This window comes from Megalodesulfovibrio gigas DSM 1382 = ATCC 19364 (genome assembly GCF_000468495.1).
In the GTDB taxonomy this organism is placed as follows: Bacteria; Desulfobacterota; Desulfovibrionia; order Desulfovibrionales; family Desulfovibrionaceae; genus Megalodesulfovibrio; species Megalodesulfovibrio gigas.
In genome coordinates this window covers 1653712-1679233 of the sequence record NC_022444.1, presented here as the reverse complement: position 1 = coordinate 1679233, position 25522 = coordinate 1653712, and the positions used below count along the sequence as shown (strand labels likewise).

Sequence of the window (25522 nt, the reverse complement as noted above, 5' to 3'; positions counted from 1 at the left end):
AGCATGAAGCGAACCGACTCCCTGCACGCCCGCCGGCTGAGCGATCTGATCCTGCGCGAAGTGGCAGACATCCTGGCCCGGGACATGGGCGACCCCCGACTTGAAGGCGTGGTCATCAGCGGGGTTCGGCTCAACCCGAACTTGCGCGTGGCTGAAGTGCTCTATACCATGGAGAACGACGAGGCCCGCCGCCAGGCCACGGCCAAAGCCTTGGCCACCGCCTGCGGCCGCATCCGTACCCTGCTCGGCCCCCGGCTACGCTCCCGCGCCTTGCCGGAACTGCGCTTTGTGTTGGACAGTTTTCTTGAGGAAGTCATCTATGCGAGACCACACGAAGAATCCGGAGACGACGCCCCGGACGGCACCCCAGGCGACCCCCCTGGTCCGGATTCGTCAGCTCATTGACGCCAACCAGCGCTTCCTGGTGGCCTCGCATGCCAATCCAGACGGCGACGCCCTGGGCTCCAGCGCCGCCCTGGGTGCGCTACTCCAAGCCCTGGGCAAGGACGTGCGGCTGTACAACAGCACCGGCCGGCCCAAATTCCTGGAATGGCTGCCCCTGCCCTGCCCCCTGGTCACCAGCCTGGACGAGCTGGGCGATTTTGTCCCGGACTGGGCCTTTGTGCTCGACTGCGGCGACATGGCCCGCGTGGGCGAGGAAATCGCCGGCAGCTCCCTGCAGTTGGTGAACATCGATCATCACCTGGGCAATCCGGATTTCGGCGCGGTCAATTGGGTGGATCCCTCCCAGGCTGCCGTGGGCTGCATGATCGCCGCCCTGGCCCGGGAATTCGGCGTGCCCCTCACGGGGGCGCTGGGCGAGTCCCTCTATCTGGCCATCGTCAGCGATACCGGACAGTTCAGCTACGGCAACACCACCCCTGATGTCCTGGCCCTGGCCTCGGAAATCGTCGGCAGCGGTCTGGATGTGGGCGAATTCACCGCCCGCTGGCAAAACCAGTGGACCCTCTCGCGGCTGCGGCTGTGGTCCCTGGCCCTGGCCAACGTGCAGGTGTATGATGACGGCGCCATCTGTGTGGTCGGCATCACCCGGGCCATGCTGGAAGCCGCCCAGGCCACCAAGGAAGACTGCGAAGGCCTGGTGGAAACCATCCGCAGGGTCCGCGGCGTGCGCATGTCCATCACCCTGCGCGAGGAAGTGGCAGGGCAGATCCGCATCTCCTTGCGCTCCTTCGGCGACGACGACGCCCAGGCCGTGGCGCAACATTTTGGCGGCGGCGGACACCGCAACGCCTCCGGGGCCACGTTTGTCGGCACCATGACCGAGGCGGAAGCAGCCGTGGTGGCTGCGGCATCCGCCGTGCTGACGTCCATGCAGGAACCGGCGCATGGCTAGGCGCTCCCGTCATCGCGGCAGCGACCGCCAGCTCCATGGCGTGCTGGTGCTGCACAAGCCGGAAGGCCCCACCTCCGCGGCGTGCCTGGAACGCGTGAAGCGCGTGTGCGGCCAGCCGCGCATCGGCCATGCCGGCACCCTGGACCCCCTGGCCACAGGGGTGCTGGTGGTGCTGCTGGGCCAGGCCACCAAACTTTCCAATTACCTGACCGGCGCGGACAAAACGTACGTGGGCGAACTGGAACTCGGCCGCACCACGGACACCTATGACATCCAGGGCACGGAAACCAGCCGGGCGGACTGGTCGTCCCTCACGCCGGAGACGGTCGCCGCCGCCGTGACCGCCTGGCAGGACGACACCACCCAGGAAGTGCCGGCCTACTCTGCCGCCAAGCACCAGGGCGAGCCCCTGTACAAGCTGGCGCGCGAGGGCCGTGACGCCCCGGTCAAGGTCAAGGAAATCACTATTTACGAGGCAGAAGCAGTCACGCTGGATCTGCCTCGATGCATCTTTCGGGTCCGCTGCAGCGCCGGCGCTTATGTCCGGTCCCTGGTCCACAGCCTGGGGATTCGGCTGGGCTGCGGCGCTGTGATGACGGCGCTGACCCGAACCCAAAGCCACCCCTTCACCCTGGACATGGCCGTCTCCCTGGACGACATCCTGGCCGAACCCGAACGTCTTGGGGAACGCATCATTCCCCTGGAACACGCGCTGCCCCACTGGCCGCGCGTGGCCCTGGACGCCCGGCAGGCCGAGGAACTCAAGCGCAGCGGCAGGCTGCCCTGGGAGGCCGGAACCACGGACGCGCAGGCTTTTGCACCCGGCCAGCGCGCCCTGTTTCTGGACCAGCACGGCAAGGCCCTCGGGCTCATGGAAACCGGGATCGAGAAGACGGGCGGCGCCGCGGTATGGACTGTGCTCAGAGGCCTCTGGGAGGCTTGAGACAGTGCAGCCGCGTCCAACTCAATCGGCGCACGACGCCCAAGGAGGTTGACGCTGTGGTCATGACGACGGACGACAAGGCCAAGGTCATCGAAACGTACAAGACGCACGAAGGCGACACCGGTTCCCCGGAAGTGCAGATCGCACTGCTTTCGTCCCGCATTTTGTACCTCACGGATCACTTCAAGGTGCATTCCAAGGACTTCCACTCCCGCACCGGCCTGCTCAAGCTGGTCGGTCAGCGCCGGAAGCTCCTCAACTACTTGAAAAAGAAGGACGTTCAGCGCTACCGCGATATCATCGCACGCCTGAACCTGCGCAAGTAGCTCGCGCCAGGGGGGATGTCTTGTCGGCATCCCCCCGCACCACAACACCACGCGCAGCGCGCATCACCCCGGCCGGCTGCCCCCTCGCGCAATCTGGCGCTGCATGGAACATTTCCGTGCACTCCCAGATTGCGGGACAGGACCAGCGGCCCTACCCCAGGAGTTTCTCCCTCTATGCAAAGTGCTTTCAATCCCTTGCGCCTCACCACCACCGTTGCCGACGTCCCCTACATCCTGGAAACCGGCCGCCTGGCCAACCAGGCCGATGGCGCCGTGTGGCTGCAGTGCGGCGGCACCGTGGTACTGGTGACCACCGTCACCCAGACCACAGAACGCGACATGGGCTTCTTCCCCCTGGTGGTGGACTACCAGGAAAAGATGTATGCCGCCGGCCGCGTGCCCGGCAGCTTCTTCCGCCGCGAAATCGGCCGCCCCAGCGAACGCGAAACCCTCTGCTCCCGGCTCATCGACCGCCCCATCCGCCCGCTCTTCCCCAAGGGCTTCAAGGATGAAGTGCAGGTCATCGCCACGGTGCTGTCCGCGGATCAGGAAAACGATCCCGACGTGCTGGCCATCACCGCCGCCTCTGCCGCCCTGCACATGAGCCGCGTGCCCTTCCTGGGGCCCATCGCCGGCGCACGCATCGGCTACGTGAACGGCGAGTTCGTCTTCAACCCCACCAGCGAAGTGCTGGCCCAGTCCAGCCTGAATCTGGTCATGGCTGCCTCCCGCGAGGCCGTGGTCATGGTGGAAGGCGCAGCGTCCTTCATCCCGCAGGATGTCATCGCCAGCGCCCTGCAGTGGGGCCATGAAAAGCTGCAGCCCCTGCTGGATCTGCAGGAGCAGCTGCGCGAAAAGGTCGGCGTGGAAAAGATGGCCTTCAACCCGCCGGTGGAAGATGCGGAGCTGAAGGAAGCCATTGAAGGATTGGCCATGGCCGGCCTGTCCGAAGCCCTGTACGTGCCGGAGAAGATGGCCCGCAAGAAGGCCAAGTCCGCCGTCAAGGAGCTGGTGCACAAGGCCCTGGCCGAGGACGCCCGCTTTGCCGAGACCCCCGATCGGCTCAAGCGCACCAACGAGTTCCTCGCTGCCCTGGAAAAGCGCATCGTCCGCCAGCGCATCAAGAACGAAGGCGTGCGCATCGACGGCCGCAACACCTCCACGGTGCGCGAAATCAAGACCGATATCGCCCTGCTGCCCCGCACGCATGGGTCCGCCCTCTTTGCCCGCGGCGAAACCAAGGTGCTCTGCGTGGCCACCCTGGGCTCCAGCCGCGACGAACAGCGCGTGGAAGGCCTGATGGGCGACGGCGCCAAGCGCTTCATGCTGCATTACAACTTCCCCCCCTATTCCGTGGGCGAAGTGAAGATGCTGCGCGTCTCCCGCCGGGAAATCGGCCACGGCGCCCTGGCCGAACGCGCCCTTACCCCTGTGCTGCCCTCGGCGGAAGACTTCCCCTTCACCATGCGCGTGGTGGGCGAAGTGATGGAGTCCAACGGCTCCTCCTCCATGGCCACGGTCTGCGCCGGTTCCCTGGCGCTCATGGACGCCGGCGTGCCCATCTCCGCCGCGGTGGCTGGCATCGCCATGGGCCTGATCAAGGAAGGGGACGACTACTTCGTCCTCACCGACATCCTGGGTGATGAAGACGCCCTGGGCGACATGGACTTCAAGATCGCCGGCACCCGCGAAGGCGTGACCGCGTTCCAGATGGACATCAAGATCGCCGGCATTCCCCCCGAAGTGATGGCCAAGGCCCTGGCCCAGGCCACGGACGCCCGCCTGCACATCCTGGGCGAGATGGACAAGATCCTCGCCGCGCCGCGCCCCCAGCTCTCCGAGTTCGCGCCGCAGCTGGAAGTGGTGCAGGTGAACCCGGACATCATCCGCATGATCATCGGCCCCGGCGGCAAGAACATCAAGGCCATCACCGCGGACACCGGCGCAGCCATCGACATCGAAGACTCGGGCAAGGTCTCCATCTTCGCCCCCACCCTGGAGGCCCTGCAGAAGGCCAAGGAACGGGTGATGCACTTCGACCAGCGGCCGGAAGTGGGCACGATCTACGAAGGTCCGGTGCGCAAGATCCTGGAAATCGGCGCCATTGTGGAAATTCTGCCCGGCGTCGAAGGCCTGGTGCACATCTCGCAGCTGGCCCTGGAACGCATCGACAAGGTGACGGACGTGGTCAAGCTGGGGGACACCCTCAAGGTCAAGTGCCTGGAACTGCTGGATGGCGGCAAGATGCGCCTCTCCCGCGCTGCGGTGCTGGCCGAGGAACAGGGCGTTGAGTTCAAGGATTCCCCGCCGCGTTCCGGCCGGCCTCCGCGCCGTGAAGGCGACCGCAACGACCGCCCCCGTGGCGACCGTGGCGGCCGCGGTGATCGCAACGACCGTCCCCGCGGCAACCGCGAAGGTGGCGGCAGCCGTGGCGGCAGCGGCGGCGGCTTCACCGGCTTCGACGAATAGCGCGCTTCAACCCTCCGGGGAAGGCACCTTTCAGCAGAAAGGTGCCTCCCCCGGAACCCCTTCCCGGAGACGTGTTCCGTGGGAAGGATCTCGCGAGGGGGAACCTGTTCCAGGGTTTCCCCTCGTGTTGTTTCCTCACCCTTTCGCCTCCATCCGCGCCAACCGGCGCTTGAGCCGCAAGCGGTGCACATAGGTCATGGGGGCCTTGGCCACCTTGCTGCGGCCGGCCAACGCCCGTTCCGGCGACTGTGTCGGAGACTGTTCCGGGGCAAAGAGCACTTCGCCCAGGTGCATGGTGGGGGCCACGCGGGCCAGGAATCCCGCACAGCCGGCGCAGTAGGTGACGATGGGAGTCGAGCCAGCCAGGGACGCCCGGCGGGACGTCCAGGCCTTGGCCAGGTCCGGCCGGTGCAGCCCCACGCCGCCGCCCTCCCCGCAGCACAGGGTCCGCCGTCCGGAATGCTTCATGGATTTGACGGCCACGCCGCGCGCCGCCAGCAAGGTGCGCACCGCCCGATGGATGCCCTCTTCCCGGCGCAGGGGGCAGGGATCGTGCACCACCACGGCCGGGCCGGAGGCAGACGGCGACAACTCCGCCGGCATGGTCCCGGCCAGATGCTCATACACCGTCGTCACCGTCAGAGGCGCGCCGTAGCGGGCAAAGACCTTGTGGCAATTGGGGCAGGCCGTCAGCACCTGCGTCACGCCCAGGGCCAGCAACCGGTCGCGGATCAGGCCGAATCGTTCCAGAAAATACGCCTGCCGGCCCAGGTCGTGCGACGGTTTGTGGCAGCAATCCAGCACCATGGTCAGATCCGGGATATCCTGCCGCAGCCGTTCAAAAAACCGCCAGGTGATGTCCGGCCGCGTGCCGGGCAGGGTGCAGCCGGGAAAAAACACCGTGCCCGTCCCCCCGGCCTGCCGCGGCGGATACCAGGCAAAGCGGTGGGAATGGCCGCGCCGCTCGTAGCCCAGCAGCCGGGCATAGCGGGACAGATCCACCCTGCCCCCGGCCACGGCCTCCCGGCGCAGGGTCAGGAAAAATTCCGCCGGCGTCACCCCCTCGGGGCACACCGCCTCGCACAGGCCGCACAGGCTGCAGGCGTGGGGATCGACGATGGCGCGACCCTCCAGCACAGATCGGGCGATGGCTCCCGGCGTGCCGGCATCCTGCAGGAACGGGCACTGCCGCACGCAGGCGCCGCAATCCGTGCAGGCAGCGGCGATGGCTCCAGCCTGGCGGGAGACCTCTTCTGACGGCACAGGCGCAGACGATCCCTGCCCGCCCGGCACGGCCGGCCCAGAGGGTGCAACCTGTCCAGATGGCACGGCCGGCCCGGATGGCGCATTTCCCGTGCGCCGCCGGTACCACGCCAGCCCCTTCTTGCCGGCCAGGGGCAGCAGCCCCAGCAGGGCCAGGGCCAGGAGCAGGCGCGGGGAAAAGATGTCCGCCGGCGAGGTCAGCCGGCCCAGCTCGCTGCCTGCGTTCACGTAAACGATGGTCCCCGGCAGCATCCCCAGCTGCGAGACCCAATAGAACGTCCGCAGCCGCATGGCCGTGAGGCCCATGGCCAGATTGATGACAAAAAACGGGACCACCGGGATAAGCCGCAGGGAGAAGAGATAGAACGCGCCCTCGCGGGCCATGCCCTGATCCATTGTGGCGATGACCTGGGGAAACATGCGTTGCACCCAGCCGCGCAACAGATATCGGGACATCAGACAGGCCAGGGTGGCCCCCAGGGAACTGGCAAAGGACACCACCACCGTGCCCACCAGCCCGCCGAAGATGGCCCCGGCCAGCAAGCCCATGATGGTGGCCCCGGGCAGATTCAAGACCACCATCGCCAGGTAGCCGGCCGCGAAGCCCAGAAGCGCCGGGCCGGGGTGCTCGTGATAGAAATCCTGCAGCCTGGCCTGGGACGCCTTGGCGGCCTCGAAGGTCAGATGCTCCTGCAACCCCAGGGCGAAGAAGCCGCCCGCCAGGGCCAACAGGACCACGCCCAGCGCGATTTTTTTCCAGGGCACGACGGCGCTCCTCCCGTTGCAGGTCCTGCGGCCGCATCAGCCGCCTTGTTTCCGTATCAGAAAAAGGGGAGAAACCTAAATCGATAATTGCGCCCACTTTGACGGACTCTGATTCGCATTATGGATTTCTCCACTGCCGGCAGGCCTGTTATGCTGCGGCAACCATATCCTGAGGAGGATCGTTCATGCGCAACATCGCGTCCCTTGTGCTTGCCTGTGTGCTGTGTCTCGCGTCCGGGGCTGTCGCCGCCGAGGCGAAATTCAACTACATCGCCCCGGAGGCGTTGCAGCAGCGCCTGCAGGCAAAAGACACCATGATCCTGGTGGACATCTGCTCCGTGGAACAGTTCAAGAGCGGGCACATTGCTGGGTCCCTGGAAACCAACGCCTATCCTGTGGACACGGACGAGGAAAAAGCGCGGCTGGCCGCCCTGCTGCCGACCATTGAGGCATCCACGGCGGACGTGATCATCGTCTGCCCCCGCGGTGGTGGCGGCGCCAAGAAGACCGTCGCTTTCTACATCTCCAAGGGCGTGGACCCCAAACGCCTGTTGATCCTGGAAAAAGGCATGGACGGCTGGCCCTTTGACAAGACATCCTAGGGCATTTTGCTTTTGAAAAAGGAATTTGCGAGAGGGGAAACCTTTTTGCAAAAGGTTCTCCCCTCTCGCGCTCTCCCCTNGGGAAGAACCTTTCTGTAGAAAGGGTTTCCCCCGAGAACTCCTTTCAAAGAGAACTTGCCCCAGGCGTCCCCTCTTGTCCTGCGACGCCGTGCCTACTCCTGCAAGGACGCCATTGCCGCTTCCAGATGGGCCAGCCACAGATCCGCCAGATCCGCGTTCTCCAGCGTCCCCGCAAGCACCATCTGCACCGTGTAGCCGGCCTTGGTGAGGACGGACTTCCAGCTGTCCTCCTCGTCCCCGGCCATATCGTTGTTGGCGTGGTCCCCGGCCACGGCCATGAAGGGCAGCAACCAGACCGTGGCCGGCTTTTTCCGCGCCAGATCGGCCACGATATCGTCCAGCGAGGGCGAACCCTCCACCGTGCCCATGAAGGCCATGGCATCGCGCTTCCACAAATAATACTGCAAGGCCGGATACATGGCATTGCCCACATGGTGCGTGCCGTGGCCCATGAACACCACGGCGTCCTTGGCGGTGCGGGTCTTGGGCAGGCCGGCCAGCAGGGCATCGGCCACCACGTTAAAATCCTCGGGCGACCCAAGCAGGGGCAGACCCACGGCAACGCGCTTCAAGCCCTTGGGCATGCCCTGGAACCGCCGGGCCGTCTCCATCAGCATGTGGAATTCCTGCCCCGGGATGGTCTGCAAGGACTGCACGGCCACGTGGGTGAATCTGTCTTCCATGAGCCGGGCCAGGGCCTCGGCCGGGGAATCCACCTCTTCTGCCCCTTCCATCTGGCGAATCTGATGCGAGGACCATGCCCAGCGCACCTCCACGCCGGGGAACTTCGCCCGCACCCTGGCCTCGAAGTCCTGCAGCGGCCCACGGGCCGTGGCATACGAAGTGCCGAAGGCCACCAGCAGGATGGCCGTTCTGGCCTCCTCCCGCGACTTGTGGCCCCCATGAGCCTGGGCCGGCCGCAGGCCCAGCATGCAGATGACCAGCAGCAGCGCGACAAGGCACAATGCCTGTTTCATGATAATACTCCTTGCATTGCGCGGACGGACGGACAACGAAAAGCCCCTTCTCCGGTATGAAAACCAGGAGAAGGGGCCGTTTTTCCCTTGTCCAAACAGGGCCGGGCCGGCAAAGTCCGCGTTGCCGGTGGCGAGTCTCTGGTGCCGGGCAGGTCTTCCGACTCGTCCCCCGCCGCCCCGGCCTTCCCGGATTCACACGAACCCAGTGGCACACGAAGGGGTGGCGGTTGTACGGGACTCACGGCGGCGGGTCCGCTCCCGACTTGCACGGGATTCCCTATTAAGCCTTTGCAGGCGCCCGCCTCTTGAAACCACATTCCCGCCGGGGGGTCAAGCTGCCGTCACGCCAGCTGCGCAAGATACCAGGCATAGGCGCGGCGGATGCCCGTCTCCAGGGGGATGGACGGCCGCCAGCCCAACCCCTGCAGCCGGCTCACGTCCAGGAGCTTGCGCGGCGTGCCGTCGGGCTTGTCCGCATCCCAGACGGTCTCGCCGGCAAATCCCACGATGCGCCGCACGGTCTCGGCCAGCTCGGCAATGGTCAGGTCTTCGCCGCAGCCCACATTGAGCAGGCGCGGCGGCGCGGCGGCATCCAGCTGGAGGACATGGACCACGGCGGCAGCCAGATCGTCCACATGCAGAAATTCCCGGCGCGGCGTGCCCGTGCCCCAAAGCACCACCCTGGGCGTCCCGGCAAGGCTGGCGCGGTCCTCGGCGAGGCCCATGCAGGCGGCGATATCCGCCGGGATGGGGCCGAAGCGGGCTTCGTCCGTGCGGATCCCCGGCAGGTCGCCCTGGCTGGCCAGTTTGGCCAGGTGGAACTTGCGCAGCATGGCCGGCAGCACATGGCTCTTCAGGAGGTCGAAGGAATCGTTATCGCCATAGAGGTTGGTGGGCATGAGCTGCCAGAAGTTCGCCCCGTACTGCTGATGATAGAACTGGCACATGCGCACGCCGGCGATCTTGGCGATGGCATAGGCCTCGTTGGTGGATTCCAGGGGCCCGGTGAGCAGGTCTTCCTCGCGGATGGGCTGGGGCGCGAGCTTGGGGTAGATGCAGGACGATCCCAGAAACACGAGCTTCCTGACGCCGCACTCCCAGGCACTGTGGATGACATTGTTTTGAATCGCCAGATTTACATAAATAAAATCGGCAGGATATGTCTTGTTTGCCAGGATGCCGCCCACGTGCGCCGCCGCCAGGATCACGTACTCCGGCCGGGTTTCGCGCATGAAGGCTTCCACCTCGGCCTGGCGGGTGAGGTTCAGCTCTCTGGACGTGGGGCCGATGAGATTGGTGCAGCCGGCCTGTTCCAGGGCGCGCCAGCAGGCGCTGCCGACCATGCCGCGACGGCCGGCCACAAAAATGCGAGCATGTTGTTCCACAACCGTATCCTTGGCAGTGTCTTGAGTGCGTGGGGGAGGCCCACCGTAGCGCGCGGCCGCCGGAGAATCAAGACGCCGCAGCGGCCACCCGGCCGGCGGCAAGGTCGAAGTAGGCGCAGCCCACGCTTTTGTAGACCACCAGTCCCGGCGTTCGAGGAGTGGGCGGCGCATCCAGCAGGGTTTCCAGGGCCGCAATCCGCGCCCAGTCCAGCCCGGCCAGGAGCACATCCCCGGCTTCGTGGCGGGCGGCCTCCAGGGAATCCACCACCACCCGCGCCCGGCGCATGAGCGAGGCCGGAATTTCCGCCTGATCGGCATGAAAGCTGCCCACGGCCACGATGCAGGTGCCATCTCGCATCTGCCCCGGCGCATCCGGCAGCACCGGCACGGGACTGGTGGTGGCGGTGACGACAAGCGGACACCGATCCAGCACGGCCGCAGGATCGGCGACGGTCTCGGCCGTCATGCCCAGACTGCGGGCCTGGTCGGCCAGGGCCTCGGCGGACGCGGCGGAGCGTGCATGCACGAACACCCGTTCCACCCCCAACATCTCGCGGAAGGCTGCCACATGCGCCGCGGCCTGCACCCCCGCGCCGACGACCAGCAACGGGCCGCGCGGCCACGCAGCCAGCGTGCGCACGGCCAGAACACTGGCCGCGGCGGTGCGCCGGGCAGTCACGACGGCGCCGTCCAGCAACAGCAGGCGCATGCCCGTGCGGGCGTCCATGACGGTCATCTCGCCCTGAATCACCGGCAATCCCGCGGCCCTGTTGGCGGCATGCACGGTGATGAGCTTGGTCACAGCCACGTCATCATCCGCCGCGGGCATGCACAGCAGGGAGCCGCCCCGGGGATCCTGCGGCCGCAGCCGGACCACCAACCGCTCCGGGGCCTGGGCCGTACCGGCCGTCTTGGCCCGCAGCACACCGGCCACGGCTTCCACCAGGGCGGCATAGGGCAGCCGGGCAGCCGTGGCGGCGGCGTCGCACACAATCATACCCTGCTCCGCATGCGGGCAGCCCGTTCCAGATTGGCCTGATGCGTCTCGCGATAAAAAGACGGCATCTGCGCGGGCACGGCAGGCTCGCGGCCTTCCCGCAGCGCGGCGAGATACCGGAGGGTGACGTCCAGACTCTCGCGGCCGGCGGCAGGACCGTGGGCAGGGCCATGGGACGGGAGCACCATCGTCACGCGCGCATCGTCCCGCCAGCGCTGCAGGCCGGCAATCCAGCGGTCCAGCGAGGCCTCCTCCCAGTCCACGCAGGGCAGGGGCGCTTCGGCAGTGTCCCCGGCCAGGAGCAGGCCACGCTCGGGCACAAAAGCCACCAGGGAGTCGGCGGTGTGGCCGGGAAGGTGGTGCAACTGCAGCGTCAGGCCGCCCAGGTCCAGGGTCAGGGAATGGGAAAAGGTCAGGTCCGGGGGGATGAGGACCACGTCGTCGTACAGGCCGGGAGATTCGCCGCGCAGTCGGGCCAGACGGCGGGGCACGTCGTCCTCAAAACGGGCGCGGCAGGCCTCGTGGGCGATGACGGCCCGGCGATCCGCCAGGGCCGCCGTGCCCTGCACGTGATCCCAGTCGCCATGACTGTAGACCGCCAGCACGTCCCGCGCCTCCAGGCTGGCCAGCAGAGGCTGCAGCGCGTGCATGTCTGCGGGCCGGCAGCCGGTGTCGAAGACCACAGCCCGCCGGGATCCGGCGACCACGGCCACGCGTACGGCAAAATCAGGCAGCTCCAGGGTGAGGACGTGCACGCCAGGACAGCACGCCTGCAGGCCGGGCATCACGAGCCCGTCCAGACCGGCTCGCGCTTTTCCAGAAAGGCACGCGGCCCTTCCCGGGCATCCGTCGTGGCGGTGATCTGTTGCCAGAGGCGGTCGTTCAGCTCCCAAAGCCGGGCCTCTTCCGCGGCCAGGGCGGCCCGGGCCAGGGTCAGGGAGGCCCGCACGCCCAGGGGCGCCTGCCGGGCAATCTCCTCGGCCAGGGTCAGGGCGGCGTCCAGGGCCGTGCCGGCAGGAACCAGACGGTTGACCAGCCCCAGCTGGTGGGCCTCGGCGGCGGAAAGCCGCTTGCCCGTGCACAAAATTTCCATGCCCACGTTGGGAGGCACCTTGCGCATGAGCCGGAAGGCTCCGCCTGCGGCCGGGAACAGGCCCACGCGGACTTCCGGCACGCCGAAGAACGCGCCGTCGCCAGCCACAATCATGTCGCAGGCCAGGGCCGTTTCGAAGCCGCCAGCCAGGGCCGGGCCTTCCACGGCAGCGATGAGGGGCTGTTCCAGGCGATGCGCGGCCACGCCGGCAAAGCGGCCTTCGGCGTCATTGATGGCCGGCCACTGCCCGTCGAGGTAGGCGGCCAGATCCATCCCGGCGCTGAAGCAGGTCTCGCCGCCGGTGAGGATGACCGCACGCACGGCCGGGTCTGCGCCCACCTCGGCCAGGGCCTGCCGCATGGCGTCGGCCAGGGCGGCATCCACGGCGTTGCGTCGTTCGGGGCGATTGAGCCGCAGAATGGCCGTCGGGCCGCGGCGTTCCACCGCCAGCAGGGAGGATGCATCCATCAGGATCTCCGAGAAGGCGCAGGCGGCGGCGGGCTCAGGCCACAGTCGCCCTGCGCAGGGTGATGAGGGTCATTTCCGGCGGCACGCCCAGGCGGATGGGCGGTCCCCAGTAGCCAGTGCCGCGGCTCACGTACAGCCAGCTCCCCTGGTGGCGGTACAGCCCGGCCACATAGCCCTGGGTGAAGCGGGCCAGCAGGTTGCCGGGGAAGTACTGCCCGCCGTGGGTGTGGCCGGAGAGCTGCAGGTCCACGTTGTACTGGCAGACCTCATGAATGCTGGAGGGATGATGCGCCAGCATGATGGTGGCATCGCGCCGGCCGGTGTGTTCCAGGGCCTTGTCTGGCTTGGTCCAGTGATTTTCCAGATACCAGCCGCCCTGCACATCGTGCACGCCGGCAATGCACAGTCTGGCGTCGCCGCGCACCAGCATTTCGTGCTCGTTCTGCAGGGTGCGGTGGCCCATGGTCTGCATCAGATGCACCCAGTGGGCCGCGCCGGAATAGTATTCATGGTTGCCGGTGACAAAATAGACGCCGTACTTTGCCGACAGCTCGGCCAGGGGCTCCAGGTCGCTTTCCAGGGCGTGCACATGGCCGTCCACCACATCGCCGGTGACGGCGATCATGTCTGCGCCAAGGTCGTTGCACTGGCGCACCACGTCCAGACACTGGCGGCGCTTGATGGTGGGACCGATGTGGATGTCCGTGAGCTGGGCGATGGTGAAGCCGTCGAACTCCTTGGGCAGGTTGGCGATGGGCACGTCCACTTCCACCACTTCCGGCCGGCCCTTGGCCTGAGCCACGCCGCAGCCGGTGAGCAGCAGGGAGGAACCCACCACGCCCAGGTTGGCCATGTCGTAAAAAAAGGCGCGCCGCGGGGGCGGCAGGGCGCAGGCCTTGCCGGTGCAGCGACGGTGGGTGGCCCTGGCCAGCACGGCCGTATCCCGCAGGGCCTGGGCCAGGGTGAGCATGGTCATGTAGCCCAGGGCGCCGTACATGATCCAATAAAACGTGTCATGGTAGAAGAATGTGGAATAGTGCCATTGCAGGTGCGTCACCAGGGCCGGCAGACTGGCCAGAAAGACCAACAGCCCGACGCAGCACAACTTCCAGAGCAACGGCATGCGGGAGGGCCAGACCATCCGCACGCATAAATAGACGGCGCCGACGAAAAGCCCTGTGGAGACCCAATAATAGAACACATTCGCTCCATGCGGCGGCAGCCATGGCCTTCATGGGAGAACCGCCTGCGATCGGAAATTCCTGGTGCAGGAGGACTGTGTATCGCTTCTCCGGCCCTTGTCAATGCGAGCTGTGTAAGAGTTTTGTTTCAGAAATCAGGACCACATCAACCGCCCTTCATCACCATGTGCAGCACAAGCCAGACGCTGAACAATCCCGAGAGGATGAAGCCGATGAGTCCGAACACCGGCAGCTCGCCCCAGTGCGGCCCGATGTTGGACAAAAACAGCAGGGAGGACCCGATGACCAAACTGGCGGCGATGAGCGCCGCAGCCAGCCGGTTGGACACCTGGCGCAGGTTGGTCATCATGTCTTCGTGGTCCGCCATCCTCATGTCCATCCGCAACTGCCCGCTTTCGACGACGTTGAGCAGCGTTTCCAGCCGGGAAGGCAGGGTCAGCAGGCTTTTGGCGTTCTCCTGGATTTCCTCAAGCAGGGGCTTGTCCGAGAACAGCAGGGAATAGCGCTTCACCAGCCAGCGCAGGGCCACGGGCTGCAGGGACTGCACGGCGTTGAAGGGCGGATACAGGGCCTGGCCTGCGGCCTCCGTGGCGATGAGGGCCCGGGCCATGAGAATGTAATCCGACCGCACGGTGATGCCATAATTGCGGCACAGGCCGGTCAAATCCAGCAGAAAGCGACCCAGGTTCACCTCGCCGTGCAGGGGGGCGCGCACCGTGTCCAGCAGGAACATGATGTCTGTCTGAAAGCGCTCGCGGTCCAGCAGGGGGGGCACCTTCACGGCCATGGCCATGGCCACCTTGGACACCTTTTCGGCATCGTTCTCCACAATGGCCAGCACGTAATCCACCAGGGCCGAGCGCTGGGCGCGGGTGAAGTGCCCGGCCATGCCCCAATCCATGTAGCACAGGGTGTCCTTGCCCACGATTTTCAGGTTGCCCATGTGCGGATCGGCATGGAAGAACCCGTGGACCATCAGCTGACGCACCACGGCGTCCAGGCCCTTTTCGGCCAGGGCGCGGCGGGTTTCCAGATCGCCCTGGAACTCGTCGATGCGCACGCCGTCAATGAATTCCATGACCAGCACGGCGCTGGTGGTCAGCTCCGGGAACACCTCGGGGGCTGTCACCTGCGGGTCGTCCTCGAACATCTTTCTGAAGAGTACGATATTGCGGGCCTCGTTGCGAAAGTCCAGCTCACGGGTGAGGGTCTTGCTGATCTCGGCCACCACGTCCGGCAGGTTGTATGGCCGCAGGGTCTGGGCGCGTTCGTGGATGCGCACGGCCAGAAAGCGCAGGATCTCCAGATCCGCCAGGATGGTGTCCATGATCTTGGGCCGGCGGACCTTCACGGCCACCACGCGGCCATCCTTGAGAATGGCCTTGTGCACCTGGGACAAGGACGCCGCGGCCACAGGCTTGACGTTGAAGGAGGCGAACACGTCCGTCAGTCGTTTGCCATAGCTGTCTTCCACCACCTTGACGATGGCGGTGTATTCCTCGTGATAGACGTCTTCCTGCAGTTCGCGCAGGGTGTCGCACAGCTCGGCCGGCACCAGATCCGGCCGCATGGAGAGGATCTGCCCGATCTTGATGGTCGTGGGGCCCATGTCCTCCATGATGTTGCGCAGGCGTTCCCAGATCGTCAAATGCGGGGTGGCGTCCGGCCCTTCCTGGCGACGGGGAAAGAGCTTGTACCGATGCCCCAGCAGCCCGGCCAGCTCGCCCATGCCGTATTTCAGGAACAACGTCACCAGCGACTTGAGCCGGCGCGCCGCCAACACTGAACGCAGTTGGAAAAATTGCATGGACGATTCGGCCCTTTGCTGGTTGCAGGATGACGCCAGCCCTGCGCCGGCGGCGAGGCGCTGCCCCTTTCGCTTCGGCGGACAGGATGATACAAGCAACTGCCGAACGGGGACCGGCACGACGGGACGCCGCGGGCACACTCGCGCTGCTGCAGGGTTCGGACAAGACTAGGGGATCCGTCGCAAGGCGGCAAGGGGCAAGAGGGGCTGGTTCAAGAAGCAGCAGGATCGACGTGACGAAACGGCATATCTTCCCCTGGAGGGAGCTGCGGGTGCGGGCCTTCGGCATGGCGCTGGCCTGGATCCTGGCATGCGTTGCGCCCTGCCTGGCAGCCTCGCCGACGCTCACCACCGAAGAGCAGGGCTTCCTCGCCGGGCACCCCATCCTCCGCGTGGGCGTGGACCCCGGCTTCCCGCCCATGGAATTCATGGATCGCACCGGCCGCCTCCGGGGCATGAGCCTGGACTACCTGCAGCTCCTGGAAACACGGCTGGGCCTGCGGCTTGTGGTGGCTGGCGACATCCCCTGGGATGAGACGATCAAGAAAATCCGCGCCCGCGAACTGGATATCCTGTCCTGCGTGGCCGAGACGGAGCGGCGCAAGGGGTTTCTGGTCTACACCCAACCGTATCTGACCGTGCCGTCGGTCATTGTCGTGCGCAACGATTTCCCCCTTACCTGCAACGGCCCGGCCGTCACCCTTGCCAGCCTGGCCGGGCGCACCATGGCCGCGGCCGAAGGCGGCTACTCCTTTGACCGACTGCGCACCGACTTCCCGCAAATCCCCCTGCTCATCACCCATTCCCCCGGTGCGGCCCTGGAGGCGGTGGCGTTGGGCAAGGCCGATGCCGCACTGGAAAACCTCGTCACCGCGTCCCAGTTCATCAAGGATCTCGGCCTGCTGAACCTAACCATCGCCGGCCGCAGCGAATATGGTGACGACCACTTGACCATGGGCGTGCGCAGCGACTGGCCCATCCTGGTGGAAATCCTGAACAAAGGCCTGGCTTCCATCACCAAGGAAGAGCATGCCGCCATCCTGGCCCGGTGGTCCACCGCCCAGCTGACCCCGATACAGGAACCGATCTTTTTTTCCACGCCCACGTTGATGACAATCCTGCTGGTCTTCGGCACCGCACTGCTGCTCTTTTTCGGCTGGAACTGGTGGCTGCGCCGTCAGATCCACCGCCGCAGACAAGCCGAAACCGCCCTGCGGGACAGCGAAGCCCGGGTGGCCATGATCCTGGCGGCCACCGGCGACGGTCTGTGGCAATGCGACCTCGCCACCGGCGCCTGCCACTTTTCCCCCAGCTGGTACAGCCTGTTCGGCTATGCCCAGGGCGACATGCCCGCCCGCTGGGGAGCCTTTGAACACCTGACCCATCTTGAAGACCAACCCGCCCTGCTGGCCCTGCGCAAGGGTGCCTGCATGGACGAGAACGGCCGCTTCCGCGTGGAGCTGCGCATGCTGCGCAAGGATGGCGTCTGGCTGCCCGTGCTGGCCCGGGGCAAGGTGGTGGAGTACGACGCCGACGGCGCGCCCCGCGTGGTGGCCGGGGTGCATTCGGACATCACCATCCGCAAGCAGACCGAGCAGGCCTTGTGCGCCAGCGAGCAACGGGCCCGGTCCCTGTTCGAGAACTCCCCCGTCTCCCTGTGGGATGAGGACTATTCAGACGTCAAACTGTATCTTGACGGCCTCAGGACCCAGGGCGTGCGCGACATCCGCGCCTATTTCGAGGCCCATCCCCAGGCCCTGCGCTACGTCGTGGCGCTCGTCAAAGTCCGTCAGGTCAACGCCACAACCCTGGCGCTCTTCGAGGCCCCGGACGAGCAGACCCTGCTGCGGAGCATCGATGCTGTCCTGTGCGAGAGCGCCTACCAGGCCGTGCTCGAAGGCCTGACGGCGTTCTGCAACGGATCCACCACCTTTGAGGTGGAAACCCAGCACATGACCCTGACCGGCAAAACCCTCCAGGTGCTCCTGCGCGCCCGGATCGCCAAGGGCAGCGAAGACACCTGGGACCAGATGCTGGTGAGCATGCAGGACATCACCGCCCTCAAGGAGGCCGAGACCCTGCGCCAGGAGATGGACCGCATCACCCACCACGACCTCAAGAACCCCCTGGCAGCCATCATCGGCCTGCCGCGCCTGGTCCTGGAAGACGAGACCCTGCCCCCGCAGCATCGCAAGACCATGGAGATGCTGCACGAAACAGGCAGGCGCATGCTTCGCATGATCAACCTGTCCCTGGACCTCTACAAAATGGAGCGCCGTGCCTACCGGCTGGCCCCCGTGCCCGTGGACATGGCAGCCGTGGCCGCAGACGTGGTGGCGCAGGCCCGCGCCACCGCCGCCGAGCGCAATCTGACTGTCCACCTGCTCCGCGAGGACGGCCCCGGCGCCTACATGGCCCTGGGCGAGGAATTGCTGATCTTTTCCCTGCTCTCCAATCTGGTCACCAACGCCATGGAAGCCTCGGACAAGGGAAGCACCGTGAGCGTGAGCCTGGAGCGCAACCTGCACTGGATCAGCTGTCGCGTGCACAACCATGGGCTGGTGCCGGACCACATCCGCGATCAGGTGTTCGAAAAACACGTCACCACCAAGCCCGGTGGCACGGGCCTGGGCTGCTACTCCGCACGGCTCATGGCCGAGACCATGCGCGGCGATATCGCCCTCGCCTCCTCCCCGGCCGCCGGCACCACCGTCACGGTCAGGCTGCCCCGGACCTGATCCCGCCGCGCTCCTGCACCTGCAGCCGCACGGCCAGACAGGTGATGTTGTCTTCCCCGCCGCGGGCCAGGGCCAGGGCCAGCAAGGCCTCGCACGCCCTGCGGGGCGTATGCCGCAGCAGCACGTTCTGCAGTTCCTCACGACGCACCGTGCCGGCAAGGCCATCGGAACACAGCAGCAGCACATCGTTGTGGCGGGGAAACGTCTCGAAAAAATCAGGCGTCACGACCTCGCGGGTGCCCACGGCCCGGGTGAGCATGTGCCCCAGCTTTTCCCGCAGCGACTCGGGCAGCCGACGGCCCAGCGCCGCCTGTTCCGTGGCCACGGTATGCGCGACGGACAGCTCCCGCAGCACGCCGCCGCGGAGCAGATAGATGGGACTGTCGCCCACGTTGGCGGCCACCAGCACATTGCCGCGCAGATACACCACGGCCACGGTGGTGCCCATGCCCTGCAGCTCTGGCGAATCCTGCGCCCTGGCCAGCACCGCCCGGTTCGCCGCCAGAATGGCCGTGCGGACCTCGTTGGCCGCGACGCTCAGGCTGGGATCGCGCTGCGAATCCGGCCCGCTTGCGGCAGACTCAGCGGCCTGCATGTGGAGCATGTGCTGGTGGATGGTCCGGACCGCAAGCTGCGCCGCCACCTCCCCGGCCTGATGCCCGCCCATGCCGTCCGCCACCACGTACAGCCCCAGCCCGTCATCCATGAGCAGGCAGTCTTCGTTGCGACTCCGGTGCAATCCGACATCCGTGATGCCGTGGCTTTCCACCACAATGTGCGGCGCGTGCCGTGCGTGCAGGTCAGCCATGGATCCTCGCGCCCGACCGGCAAAGGGGTCCCGCGGTCGCCTGTCGCAGGGAGAGGGCCGCCCCGGAAGACACACCGACCAGACGACGCAATACCCGCCCAATGAAGGGGATCACTCCCCGCTTCTGATCGTCCTGCACCATGCCGAGCCGGCAGACGATCACCGTCACGTTGTCTTCACCGCCCCTGGCATTGGCCAGCATGATCAGATTCTCGCAGGCCATGCGGAGGGGAAAATTCAGGCAGATGGCCATGATCTCCTCCGGCGTCACCTTGTTGGAAAGCCCGTCGGAGCACAGGCAGACGATATCCCCTGCCCGGGCGGGCATCTGGCAATGATCCGCCGTCACCTGCCGCTCCACACCCATGGCCCGGGTGAGGAGATGCCGGGCGCGGGCCATGTCCTCCGGGTCCACGGGCTCGCCAGTGCGGAGCAGCTCTGCCTCCAGGCTATGGGTCGTGTGCATGGGCACCACGCAGCGGTCGCGAAAGAGATAGATGGGACTGTCGCCCACGTTGGCGGCCAGCCAATGCCCCCGGTGCAGCAGCACCACCGAGGCCGTGGCGCCCATGCCCCGGCAGCGGGGCTGCCGCAGGGACTCCGCATGCACCCGGACATTGGCCTGCAGGAAGGCGTCCTGCAGGGGCTGGGCGTCCGGACCGGCCAGACAGGTGTACGTGGAACTGCCGCAGGGGCGGGGCAGGTCGGCGGCAGGCAGGATGGCGGCGGCATCGGCGGCCCGTTGCAACGGCAGCAGCAGTTCGCGCAGGCTGTCCACTGCCACGGCGCTGGCCACCTCGCCGCAACAGGCGCCGCCCATGCCGTCGGAAAGGATGCAGATGCCGGCCTCGGCATCCACAAAAAACGCATCCTGATTGGACAGGCGCACGCGGCCCTGGTCCGTGCAGCCGCAGGCCTCCACGATGGGATCCTGTCCCGGCCGCACAACACCCATCCTGGCGGGTGCAGAGCGAACAGTGGAAGCATCCATCCCGCTGCCCATACAGAAAGCCCTGGCGGAACACAAGTGCTGTAACAGTCCGGCAGCCGCAACAAACAGGGGGAGATTCCCGCATGCGCAGCAATCTCCCCCTACTGGTGATGCCGTTGCCGCTGGCAGAATCAGGTCTTGAGGCCTCGTTGCAGGCGCTCGAAGCGGGAATGGGCCTGCTCCATGAAGGTTTCCAACTGCAGCCGCGAGGTGGGCGAGGCCGTGCCGTCGAAGGGCATGGCCACGGCCGGGGCATTGAACCGTTCCGAGAGGGCCCTGAGCATGGCCGAGACGATGGATCCGGGCATGCAGCCAAACGGCATGGCGTTGACGATGCCCACGGCGCCGCGGCTCAGCATGTCCACGCTTTTGCCCACGGAAAGGATGGCCTCGCCGCGGAAGGTGGGATGCAGGTACTGCATGGCGTTGTTGATGACCTCGTTCACATGCGGTTCCTGCATGGTGGGATGGAAGGCAGCCACCACGCTTTCCTGCTTGTGGGCGATGCGGTCCTGGAACCAGTGCTTGAGGGAGAGCTTGAGGAAGCGCGACCAGTCCTTGGCCATGCGGGCATCCACGCGCGCGCCCCAGTTGATGTACTTGACCCATTCGTCGATGGGCGCCGTCCACACCTCGCCGCCCATGGCCTCGATGCGGCCGATGAGTTCTTCGTTGGCGAAGCGGTTGGAGCGGACGTAGATTTCCCCCACCACGCCCACACGCGGCTTGAGCGGGGCGTTCGTGTCTCGAATATCATCGAATTCCTTGCGGAACTGATCCAGCAGGGGCAGGAAGTCCACCTTGCCCGGCGTGGCGATGTGCTTTTTCAGCCGGGCGAAGGCGTCGTCATAGAGCTGGTTGGTGGAGCCGGCCACCTTCTCGTACGGCCGGGTGGCGTAGAGGAACTTGAGCAGGATGTCCACGGCCACCAGGCCTTCCCAGCTGCGCTTGGCAAAGCCTTTGCCGATGGTGCCCAGGGTCTTGTACAGGTTGGCGTCCTGCACCGGGGACACCATGGGCACGTCCCCCATGCCGGCCTTGGCCAGCAGCATGCGCTGCAGCACGTTGTATTGGCCGAACCGGCAGGGACCGGTACCGCCCCACATCAGGAACGCCGCGCGAGACGGGTCGAAGTCCTTCTGCATGCCGCGATGGATCATGTCCCCCAGGGTGACGCAGAAGGGGTAGCACTCCTTGCCGGACACATGCTTGCGGCCAAGGGCCAGACTCTCGGGGGTGGTTTCCGGCAGCACCTCGGAATTGACCCCGCAGGAGGCGAAGGCTGCCTCCAGGGCATAGGCATGGTTGCACATGTGCGGGATGTACACCGTACGGCGCACGCCCTCGGCCAGACCGGCATGGGAACGGCTGAGGGGCGCGGGCGGCGTGATGCGCCGGGAGGTCTGGGCCCGCTCCTGCATCTCCAGGCTGTCCAGGAAGGCTTCGCAGCGGGTGACCACGCCGGCGTCGGCGGAGTGCTCGTCGATCTCGATATGCAGGGACGGCTTGCCGCCCAGCTCGCGCTCCATGTACGGCTCGATGAACGAATCCGGCCCGCAGGAGAAGTTGCCGATGATGAGCGGGTGCAGCTTGGGATGCTTGCGGATATGGCGCACGGCCGACAGCATGCGCTGGCCGGAACGCCAGTACATTTCCGGCCATTCAGTGTGGATTTCCTCGGGGGGCAGGAAGTCCATGGGAATGGCCTGAACATTCAACGTGGCCAGTTTTTTGGGAATCTCCAGGTTCAGGCCCATGTCGAAGGCATTGTAGGGCCGTCCGACAACAACCAGGGTCCGGCCGGAGGAGGCGTCCGCCTCTGCCAGGGCCTGCCGGCCGCGGGTCTGAATCTTTTCCCGGAACGTCCGCTGGGCGTGCTCGGCGGCGTCCATGGCGCGCTGCAATTCGTCGTCGCGGATGCGGAAGGGCGCGGCCAGGGCATCCTTGAGCCCCTGGAAGAGCTGCTTGCGGCCAAAGCGGTGCGCCTGCACCGGCGCCAGAATGCGCGTCCCGCCCGCGGCAGGTTCCGCGGCTTCGGCCAGGGCCTGCCGCACCTGATAGGGGAAGCTCTGCGTCAGGGGACAGGCATGCCCGTACTGGAAGGGGCCGTTCTCCTCGGCCATGTTGGTGAAGCTGGGCAGGAAGATCTGCTCCACGCCGTTGTTGAGGAGATGCCGCACATGCCCCAGGGCGGCCTTGATGGGGAAGCAGGTGTCCGCCATGGTGGCCTGCACGCCCAGGCCGATCACCTGCCGGTTGGTGCGGGGCGAAAGCACGGGCTCGAAGCCCAGCTCCCACAGCAGGGTGGCGTAATAGGGCAGGAAATCATGGAAGAAGAACACCCGGGGCAGACCGATGCGGCCGCGTTTGGCCGGCCGGCCCACGGCCTCGTGGCGGTCCGTGTAGGCCTGATGCGCGGCCTCCAGGGCCTGTTCGCGGAAGCCGAAGAGATCCGGCAGGGTGGTCTGCACGGCCTTGCGGATGTCGTACTTCTCGCAGCGGCCGCCGTAGAAGAGGAAGCCGTCTTCGCCGTCAATCTTCAGCCGGTTGATCTCGCACTGGTTGTCGCAGGCCTTGCAGGCGAAGCTGTTCTGGGTGTAGCCGCGGTCGGCCACTTCAAAGCCCTTGAAGGTGGAGTCCTTCCCGGTGGTCTGGTGGTGCTCCCGGGCGATGAGGCCCATGCCGATGGCCCCGGTATTGTCATGATGCGGCGGGACGGTGATCTGACGATCCAGGAATTTTTCGAAGGCCGCCACCACGCCCTTGTTAAAGGCCGTGCCGCCCTGGAAGAAGATGTTCTTGCCCACGGGCCGGCCCTGGACCACGCGGTTGATGTAGTTCTCCACGATGGAATAGGAAAGCCCGGCCAGCAGATCATCCTTGCCTGCACCCTGCTGCAGGGACGCCTGCAGGGAATTCTCCATGAACACGGTGCAGCGCTCGCCCAGACGGCAGGGATTGCCCGCCCCCAGGGCCATGGGGGAGAACTCGGACTTCACGCACACGTCCAGCTTCTCGGCCTGTTCCTCCAGGAAGGAGCCGGTGCCGGCGGCGCAGGCCTTGTTCATCTCAAAATCGACGATGACGCCATCCTTGAGCTGGATGTATTTGGAATCCTGCCCGCCGATTTCAAAGATAGTGTCCACCGTGGGATCAAGGTGCACCGCACCCATGGCCTGGGCGGTGATCTCGTTCTTGACCACATCCGCAGCGATGTAGTCCGCAATCATGTAGCGGCCCGAGCCGGTGGTGCCCACGCCCTTGATGACGACCTTCGGCCCCTGGCGTCCGGCCAGCTCCTGGCCAATCTCGCGCAGGCCCTGGCGCACGGCCTCGATGGGCCGGCCGGCGGTGCGCAGGTACCGGGTGGTGAGCACGCGGCCGGCGTCGTCCACCAGGGCCAGGCAGGTGGAGATGGAGCCGATGTCGATGCCCATGTACGCAGGCAGCTCGCCGCCGGCGGTTTCATCCACCGGGGCCAGCTCATGGCGTCCGCCGTTCAGGTGGCGATCGGCAAAGAGATCGCCATGCACCACCAACGGGACACGGCCGGAGTCTGTCAGCTCCTCGGCCGCGGCCAGGGTGGCCAGGGCGGCCACGTTCAGCGGGACAGCAGTCTTTTCCTGCAGGGCCTTGAAGGCCACGCCGGCGGCGCCATAGATGGTGGGCGGATCCGGCACAAAAAGATCGGGCTGGGCCAGCACGTCGCGCATGGCGGCCACCACACCGGCGTTCAGGGCCACGCCGCCCAAAAAGGCCACCCGCGGCAGCACCGTGCGGCTGCGGATGATGGCCCCCAGATAGTTGCGGGCCACGGCGTAACACAGGCCGGAGACGATGGCCTCCATGGGGGTGGCGATCTGCTGCAGGTGAATCATGTCCGACTTGGCGAACACGCTGCAGCGGCCGGCAATGCGCGCCGGCGCCCCGCCCTTTTCCAGATACGTCCTGGCCATGGCCGAGAAGGACTCGATGGTCAGCTGGAGGCGTTCTGCCTGCTGATCCAAAAAGGAGCCCGTGCCGGCAGCGCAGACGGAGTTGAGGGCAAAATCATACACCTGCCCGTCGCGCAGGAAGATGCACTTGGCATCCTCCCCGCCCATCTCAATGATGGTCTGCACGTCTGGATGCAGGGTTTGCATGGCCAGGGCCAGGGCGGCCAGCTCGTTGACGGCTGGCGCCTCCAGCTTCCTGGCGATGAACGCCCCGGCCGTGCCGGTGCAGGCCAGGCGTGCGCCGGGGAACCGGGCGGCATAGTCAGCCAGCAGGGTGGCGGCCACATGCAGGGGCTGGCCTTTGTGGCGCTGATAGACGGTATCCAGAAGCCGGCCGTCTGCTGAAAGGGCGGCGAGCTTGACGCTGACGGACCCGGCGTCAAGACCGAGGATCACGGGTGTGGACACATCCATGGAAAACGTCCTTCCTCAATGAAAATCGAGTAATGCGACTGGTCGTGTGCTCTGGGGCATGGCGTTGGCCGGGTGCCGAGGGTGCATGCCCCCACTGACTTCGGGGAACCTTCGGCAGCCAAATGGACAATATCCACAACCCGGCTGGTGTGCAACACGAAAAATGACCGAGTGGTCATATCGCGCAAACGTCAAAATTCCAACGCCTCCAGCAACCGCCCTCCTCCACTTCCGGCGGCAATCCCCCCGGACAGCGCCGGTCTGCGGTCGCACGCAATCTTGGCAGGATTCTTGCTTTTCACGAATCACCCCACCAACAGCACTACCCCAGGAGAGGCGTTGCCATGCTCTTTCTCTTGACCGGACAAGACAAGGCCAAGCGGCAAAAGGAAAGCTGCGTTGACGAAACCACAAAACGCGTCAAGGATCTCTTCATCGCCGGCCGGTTTCCCGTGGTGACCACGGATACCATGGAAGGCCGGTCCATTGAGCGCGTGCTGGGCCTGGTGGCCTGCCGTGGCTACGATTCCGAGGAAGCGTTCTTCGGCATGGCCTCCCGCGCCGTGGCCAAGGGCGCCCAGGGCATTGTGGGCTATACGGAAAACGTGGCGTTTCACCCGGATGGCAGCAAGTATTTCTCCTGCTACGGCACGGCCGTGCAGTTTGCCCGCGCAGGGGGCGGGGCAGGCGCTGGCCAGGGTGCCGGCCAGGGCGCTGCACCGGCAGCGCGGCCGGGCAACACCGTGAGCAAGAACGCCTGAGGCTGCACCGCCGGCACGCTCTCCCTCTCGTCCCTTCTTGTCCCCTGCCGTGCAACCATTCGCGGCAGGGGGCAGGCTGT

General features: G+C 66.2%; 19 protein-coding genes and 1 riboswitch. Of the genes, 8 read left to right on the top strand and 11 right to left on the bottom strand.

Annotated features, from left to right (window positions below; genetic code table 11):
• The first annotated feature begins 3 nt into the window (after positions 1-3).
• The 5 genes from rbfA to pnp all read left to right on the top strand — a co-directional run bounded on the left by rbfA (position 4) and on the right by pnp (position 5095).
• Positions 4-405 (top strand): 30S ribosome-binding factor RbfA, encoded by a 402-nt coding sequence (rbfA, locus tag DGI_RS07350; protein WP_021760226.1) that lies wholly within the window; start codon positions 4-6, stop codon positions 403-405.
• Positions 320-1357 (top strand): DHH family phosphoesterase, encoded by a 1038-nt coding sequence (locus DGI_RS07345; protein ID WP_081696884.1) that lies wholly within the window; start codon positions 320-322, stop codon positions 1355-1357. The genes rbfA and DGI_RS07345 overlap by 86 nt, the downstream gene beginning before the upstream one ends.
• On the top strand, positions 1350-2300 hold the full coding sequence (gene truB / locus DGI_RS07340; RefSeq protein ID WP_021760222.1) for a tRNA pseudouridine(55) synthase TruB: 951 nt from the start codon (positions 1350-1352) through the stop codon (positions 2298-2300). Before DGI_RS07345 ends, truB begins: the two co-directional genes overlap by 8 nt.
• 56 nt (positions 2301-2356) lie before the next feature.
• Positions 2357-2626, top strand: coding sequence for a 30S ribosomal protein S15 (gene rpsO / locus DGI_RS07335; protein WP_021760220.1), 270 nt, complete (start codon positions 2357-2359; stop codon positions 2624-2626).
• Positions 2627-2800: 174 nt separating this feature from the next.
• Positions 2801-5095, top strand: a complete 2295-nt coding sequence (gene pnp / locus DGI_RS07330; protein ID WP_021760218.1) for a polyribonucleotide nucleotidyltransferase — start codon at positions 2801-2803, stop codon at positions 5093-5095.
• 135 nt (positions 5096-5230) lie between these two features.
• Here pnp and DGI_RS19520 read toward each other — a convergent pair whose 3' ends face one another.
• The gene (locus DGI_RS19520; RefSeq protein ID WP_021760216.1) at positions 5231-7123 is read right to left on the bottom strand and encodes a VTT domain-containing protein; all 1893 of its coding nucleotides are present in this window, start codon (positions 7121-7123) and stop codon (positions 5231-5233) included.
• Between the two features lie 185 nt (positions 7124-7308).
• Between DGI_RS19520 and DGI_RS07315 the strand changes: the two genes are divergently transcribed.
• Positions 7309-7725: a rhodanese-like domain-containing protein gene (locus DGI_RS07315; protein WP_021760214.1), complete on the top strand. Its 417-nt coding sequence runs from the start codon at positions 7309-7311 to the stop codon at positions 7723-7725.
• Between the two features lie 173 nt (positions 7726-7898).
• On the opposite strand, the gene DGI_RS07310 is transcribed toward DGI_RS07315, so the two are convergent.
• From DGI_RS07310 to DGI_RS07280, 7 genes are all read right to left on the bottom strand, one after another.
• Positions 7899-8783: a sirohydrochlorin cobaltochelatase gene (locus tag DGI_RS07310; RefSeq protein WP_021760213.1), complete on the bottom strand. Its 885-nt coding sequence runs from the start codon at positions 8781-8783 to the stop codon at positions 7899-7901.
• A 130-nt stretch (positions 8784-8913) separates the two neighbouring features.
• A riboswitch (cobalamin riboswitch) is annotated at positions 8914-9100 on the bottom strand.
• 24 nt (positions 9101-9124) lie between these two features.
• The gene (locus tag DGI_RS07305; RefSeq protein ID WP_021760212.1) at positions 9125-10168 is read right to left on the bottom strand and encodes a GDP-L-fucose synthase family protein; all 1044 of its coding nucleotides are present in this window, start codon (positions 10166-10168) and stop codon (positions 9125-9127) included.
• A gap of 67 nt (positions 10169-10235) precedes the next feature.
• A complete protein-coding gene (locus tag DGI_RS07300; RefSeq protein WP_021760211.1) occupies positions 10236-11165 on the bottom strand; it encodes a delta(1)-pyrroline-2-carboxylate reductase family protein in 930 nt (309 codons plus the stop codon).
• A complete protein-coding gene (locus DGI_RS07295) occupies positions 11162-11950 on the bottom strand; it encodes an MBL fold metallo-hydrolase (protein WP_051286601.1) in 789 nt (262 codons plus the stop codon). Before DGI_RS07295 ends, DGI_RS07300 begins: the two co-directional genes overlap by 4 nt.
• Positions 11950-12726 (bottom strand): enoyl-CoA hydratase-related protein, encoded by a 777-nt coding sequence (locus DGI_RS07290; RefSeq protein ID WP_021760209.1) that lies wholly within the window; start codon positions 12724-12726, stop codon positions 11950-11952. The genes DGI_RS07295 and DGI_RS07290 overlap by 1 nt, the downstream gene beginning before the upstream one ends.
• A 34-nt stretch (positions 12727-12760) precedes the next feature.
• Positions 12761-13927 carry a metallophosphoesterase gene (locus DGI_RS07285; protein ID WP_021760208.1) on the bottom strand — a complete coding sequence of 389 codons (1167 nt, stop codon included), beginning with the start codon at positions 13925-13927 and terminating at the stop codon, positions 12761-12763.
• A 146-nt stretch (positions 13928-14073) separates the two neighbouring features.
• Complete coding sequence (locus DGI_RS07280; protein WP_027193197.1) at positions 14074-15735, bottom strand: ABC1 kinase family protein; 1662 nt, start codon at positions 15733-15735, stop codon at positions 14074-14076.
• Positions 15736-15968: 233 nt separating this feature from the next.
• Between DGI_RS07280 and DGI_RS19410 the strand changes: the two genes are divergently transcribed.
• Entirely contained in the window at positions 15969-18473 is a 2505-nt protein-coding gene (locus DGI_RS19410; protein WP_158407297.1) for a transporter substrate-binding domain-containing protein, read from the top strand.
• On the opposite strand, the gene DGI_RS07270 is transcribed toward DGI_RS19410, so the two are convergent.
• The 3 genes from DGI_RS07270 to DGI_RS07260 form a co-directional block, all read right to left on the bottom strand.
• Positions 18454-19281: a PP2C family protein-serine/threonine phosphatase gene (locus DGI_RS07270; protein WP_051286603.1), complete on the bottom strand. Its 828-nt coding sequence runs from the start codon at positions 19279-19281 to the stop codon at positions 18454-18456. The genes DGI_RS19410 and DGI_RS07270 overlap by 20 nt on opposite strands.
• Positions 19274-20227 carry a PP2C family protein-serine/threonine phosphatase gene (locus DGI_RS07265; protein ID WP_027193198.1) on the bottom strand — a complete coding sequence of 318 codons (954 nt, stop codon included), beginning with the start codon at positions 20225-20227 and terminating at the stop codon, positions 19274-19276. Before DGI_RS07265 ends, DGI_RS07270 begins: the two co-directional genes overlap by 8 nt.
• A gap of 176 nt (positions 20228-20403) precedes the next feature.
• Positions 20404-24681 carry an acyl-CoA dehydratase activase gene (locus DGI_RS07260; RefSeq protein WP_235619956.1) on the bottom strand — a complete coding sequence of 1426 codons (4278 nt, stop codon included), beginning with the start codon at positions 24679-24681 and terminating at the stop codon, positions 20404-20406.
• A gap of 344 nt (positions 24682-25025) precedes the next feature.
• Between DGI_RS07260 and DGI_RS07255 the strand changes: the two genes are divergently transcribed.
• A complete protein-coding gene (locus DGI_RS07255; protein WP_021760202.1) occupies positions 25026-25442 on the top strand; it encodes a hypothetical protein in 417 nt (138 codons plus the stop codon).
• Positions 25443-25522: the final 80 nt, after the last annotated feature.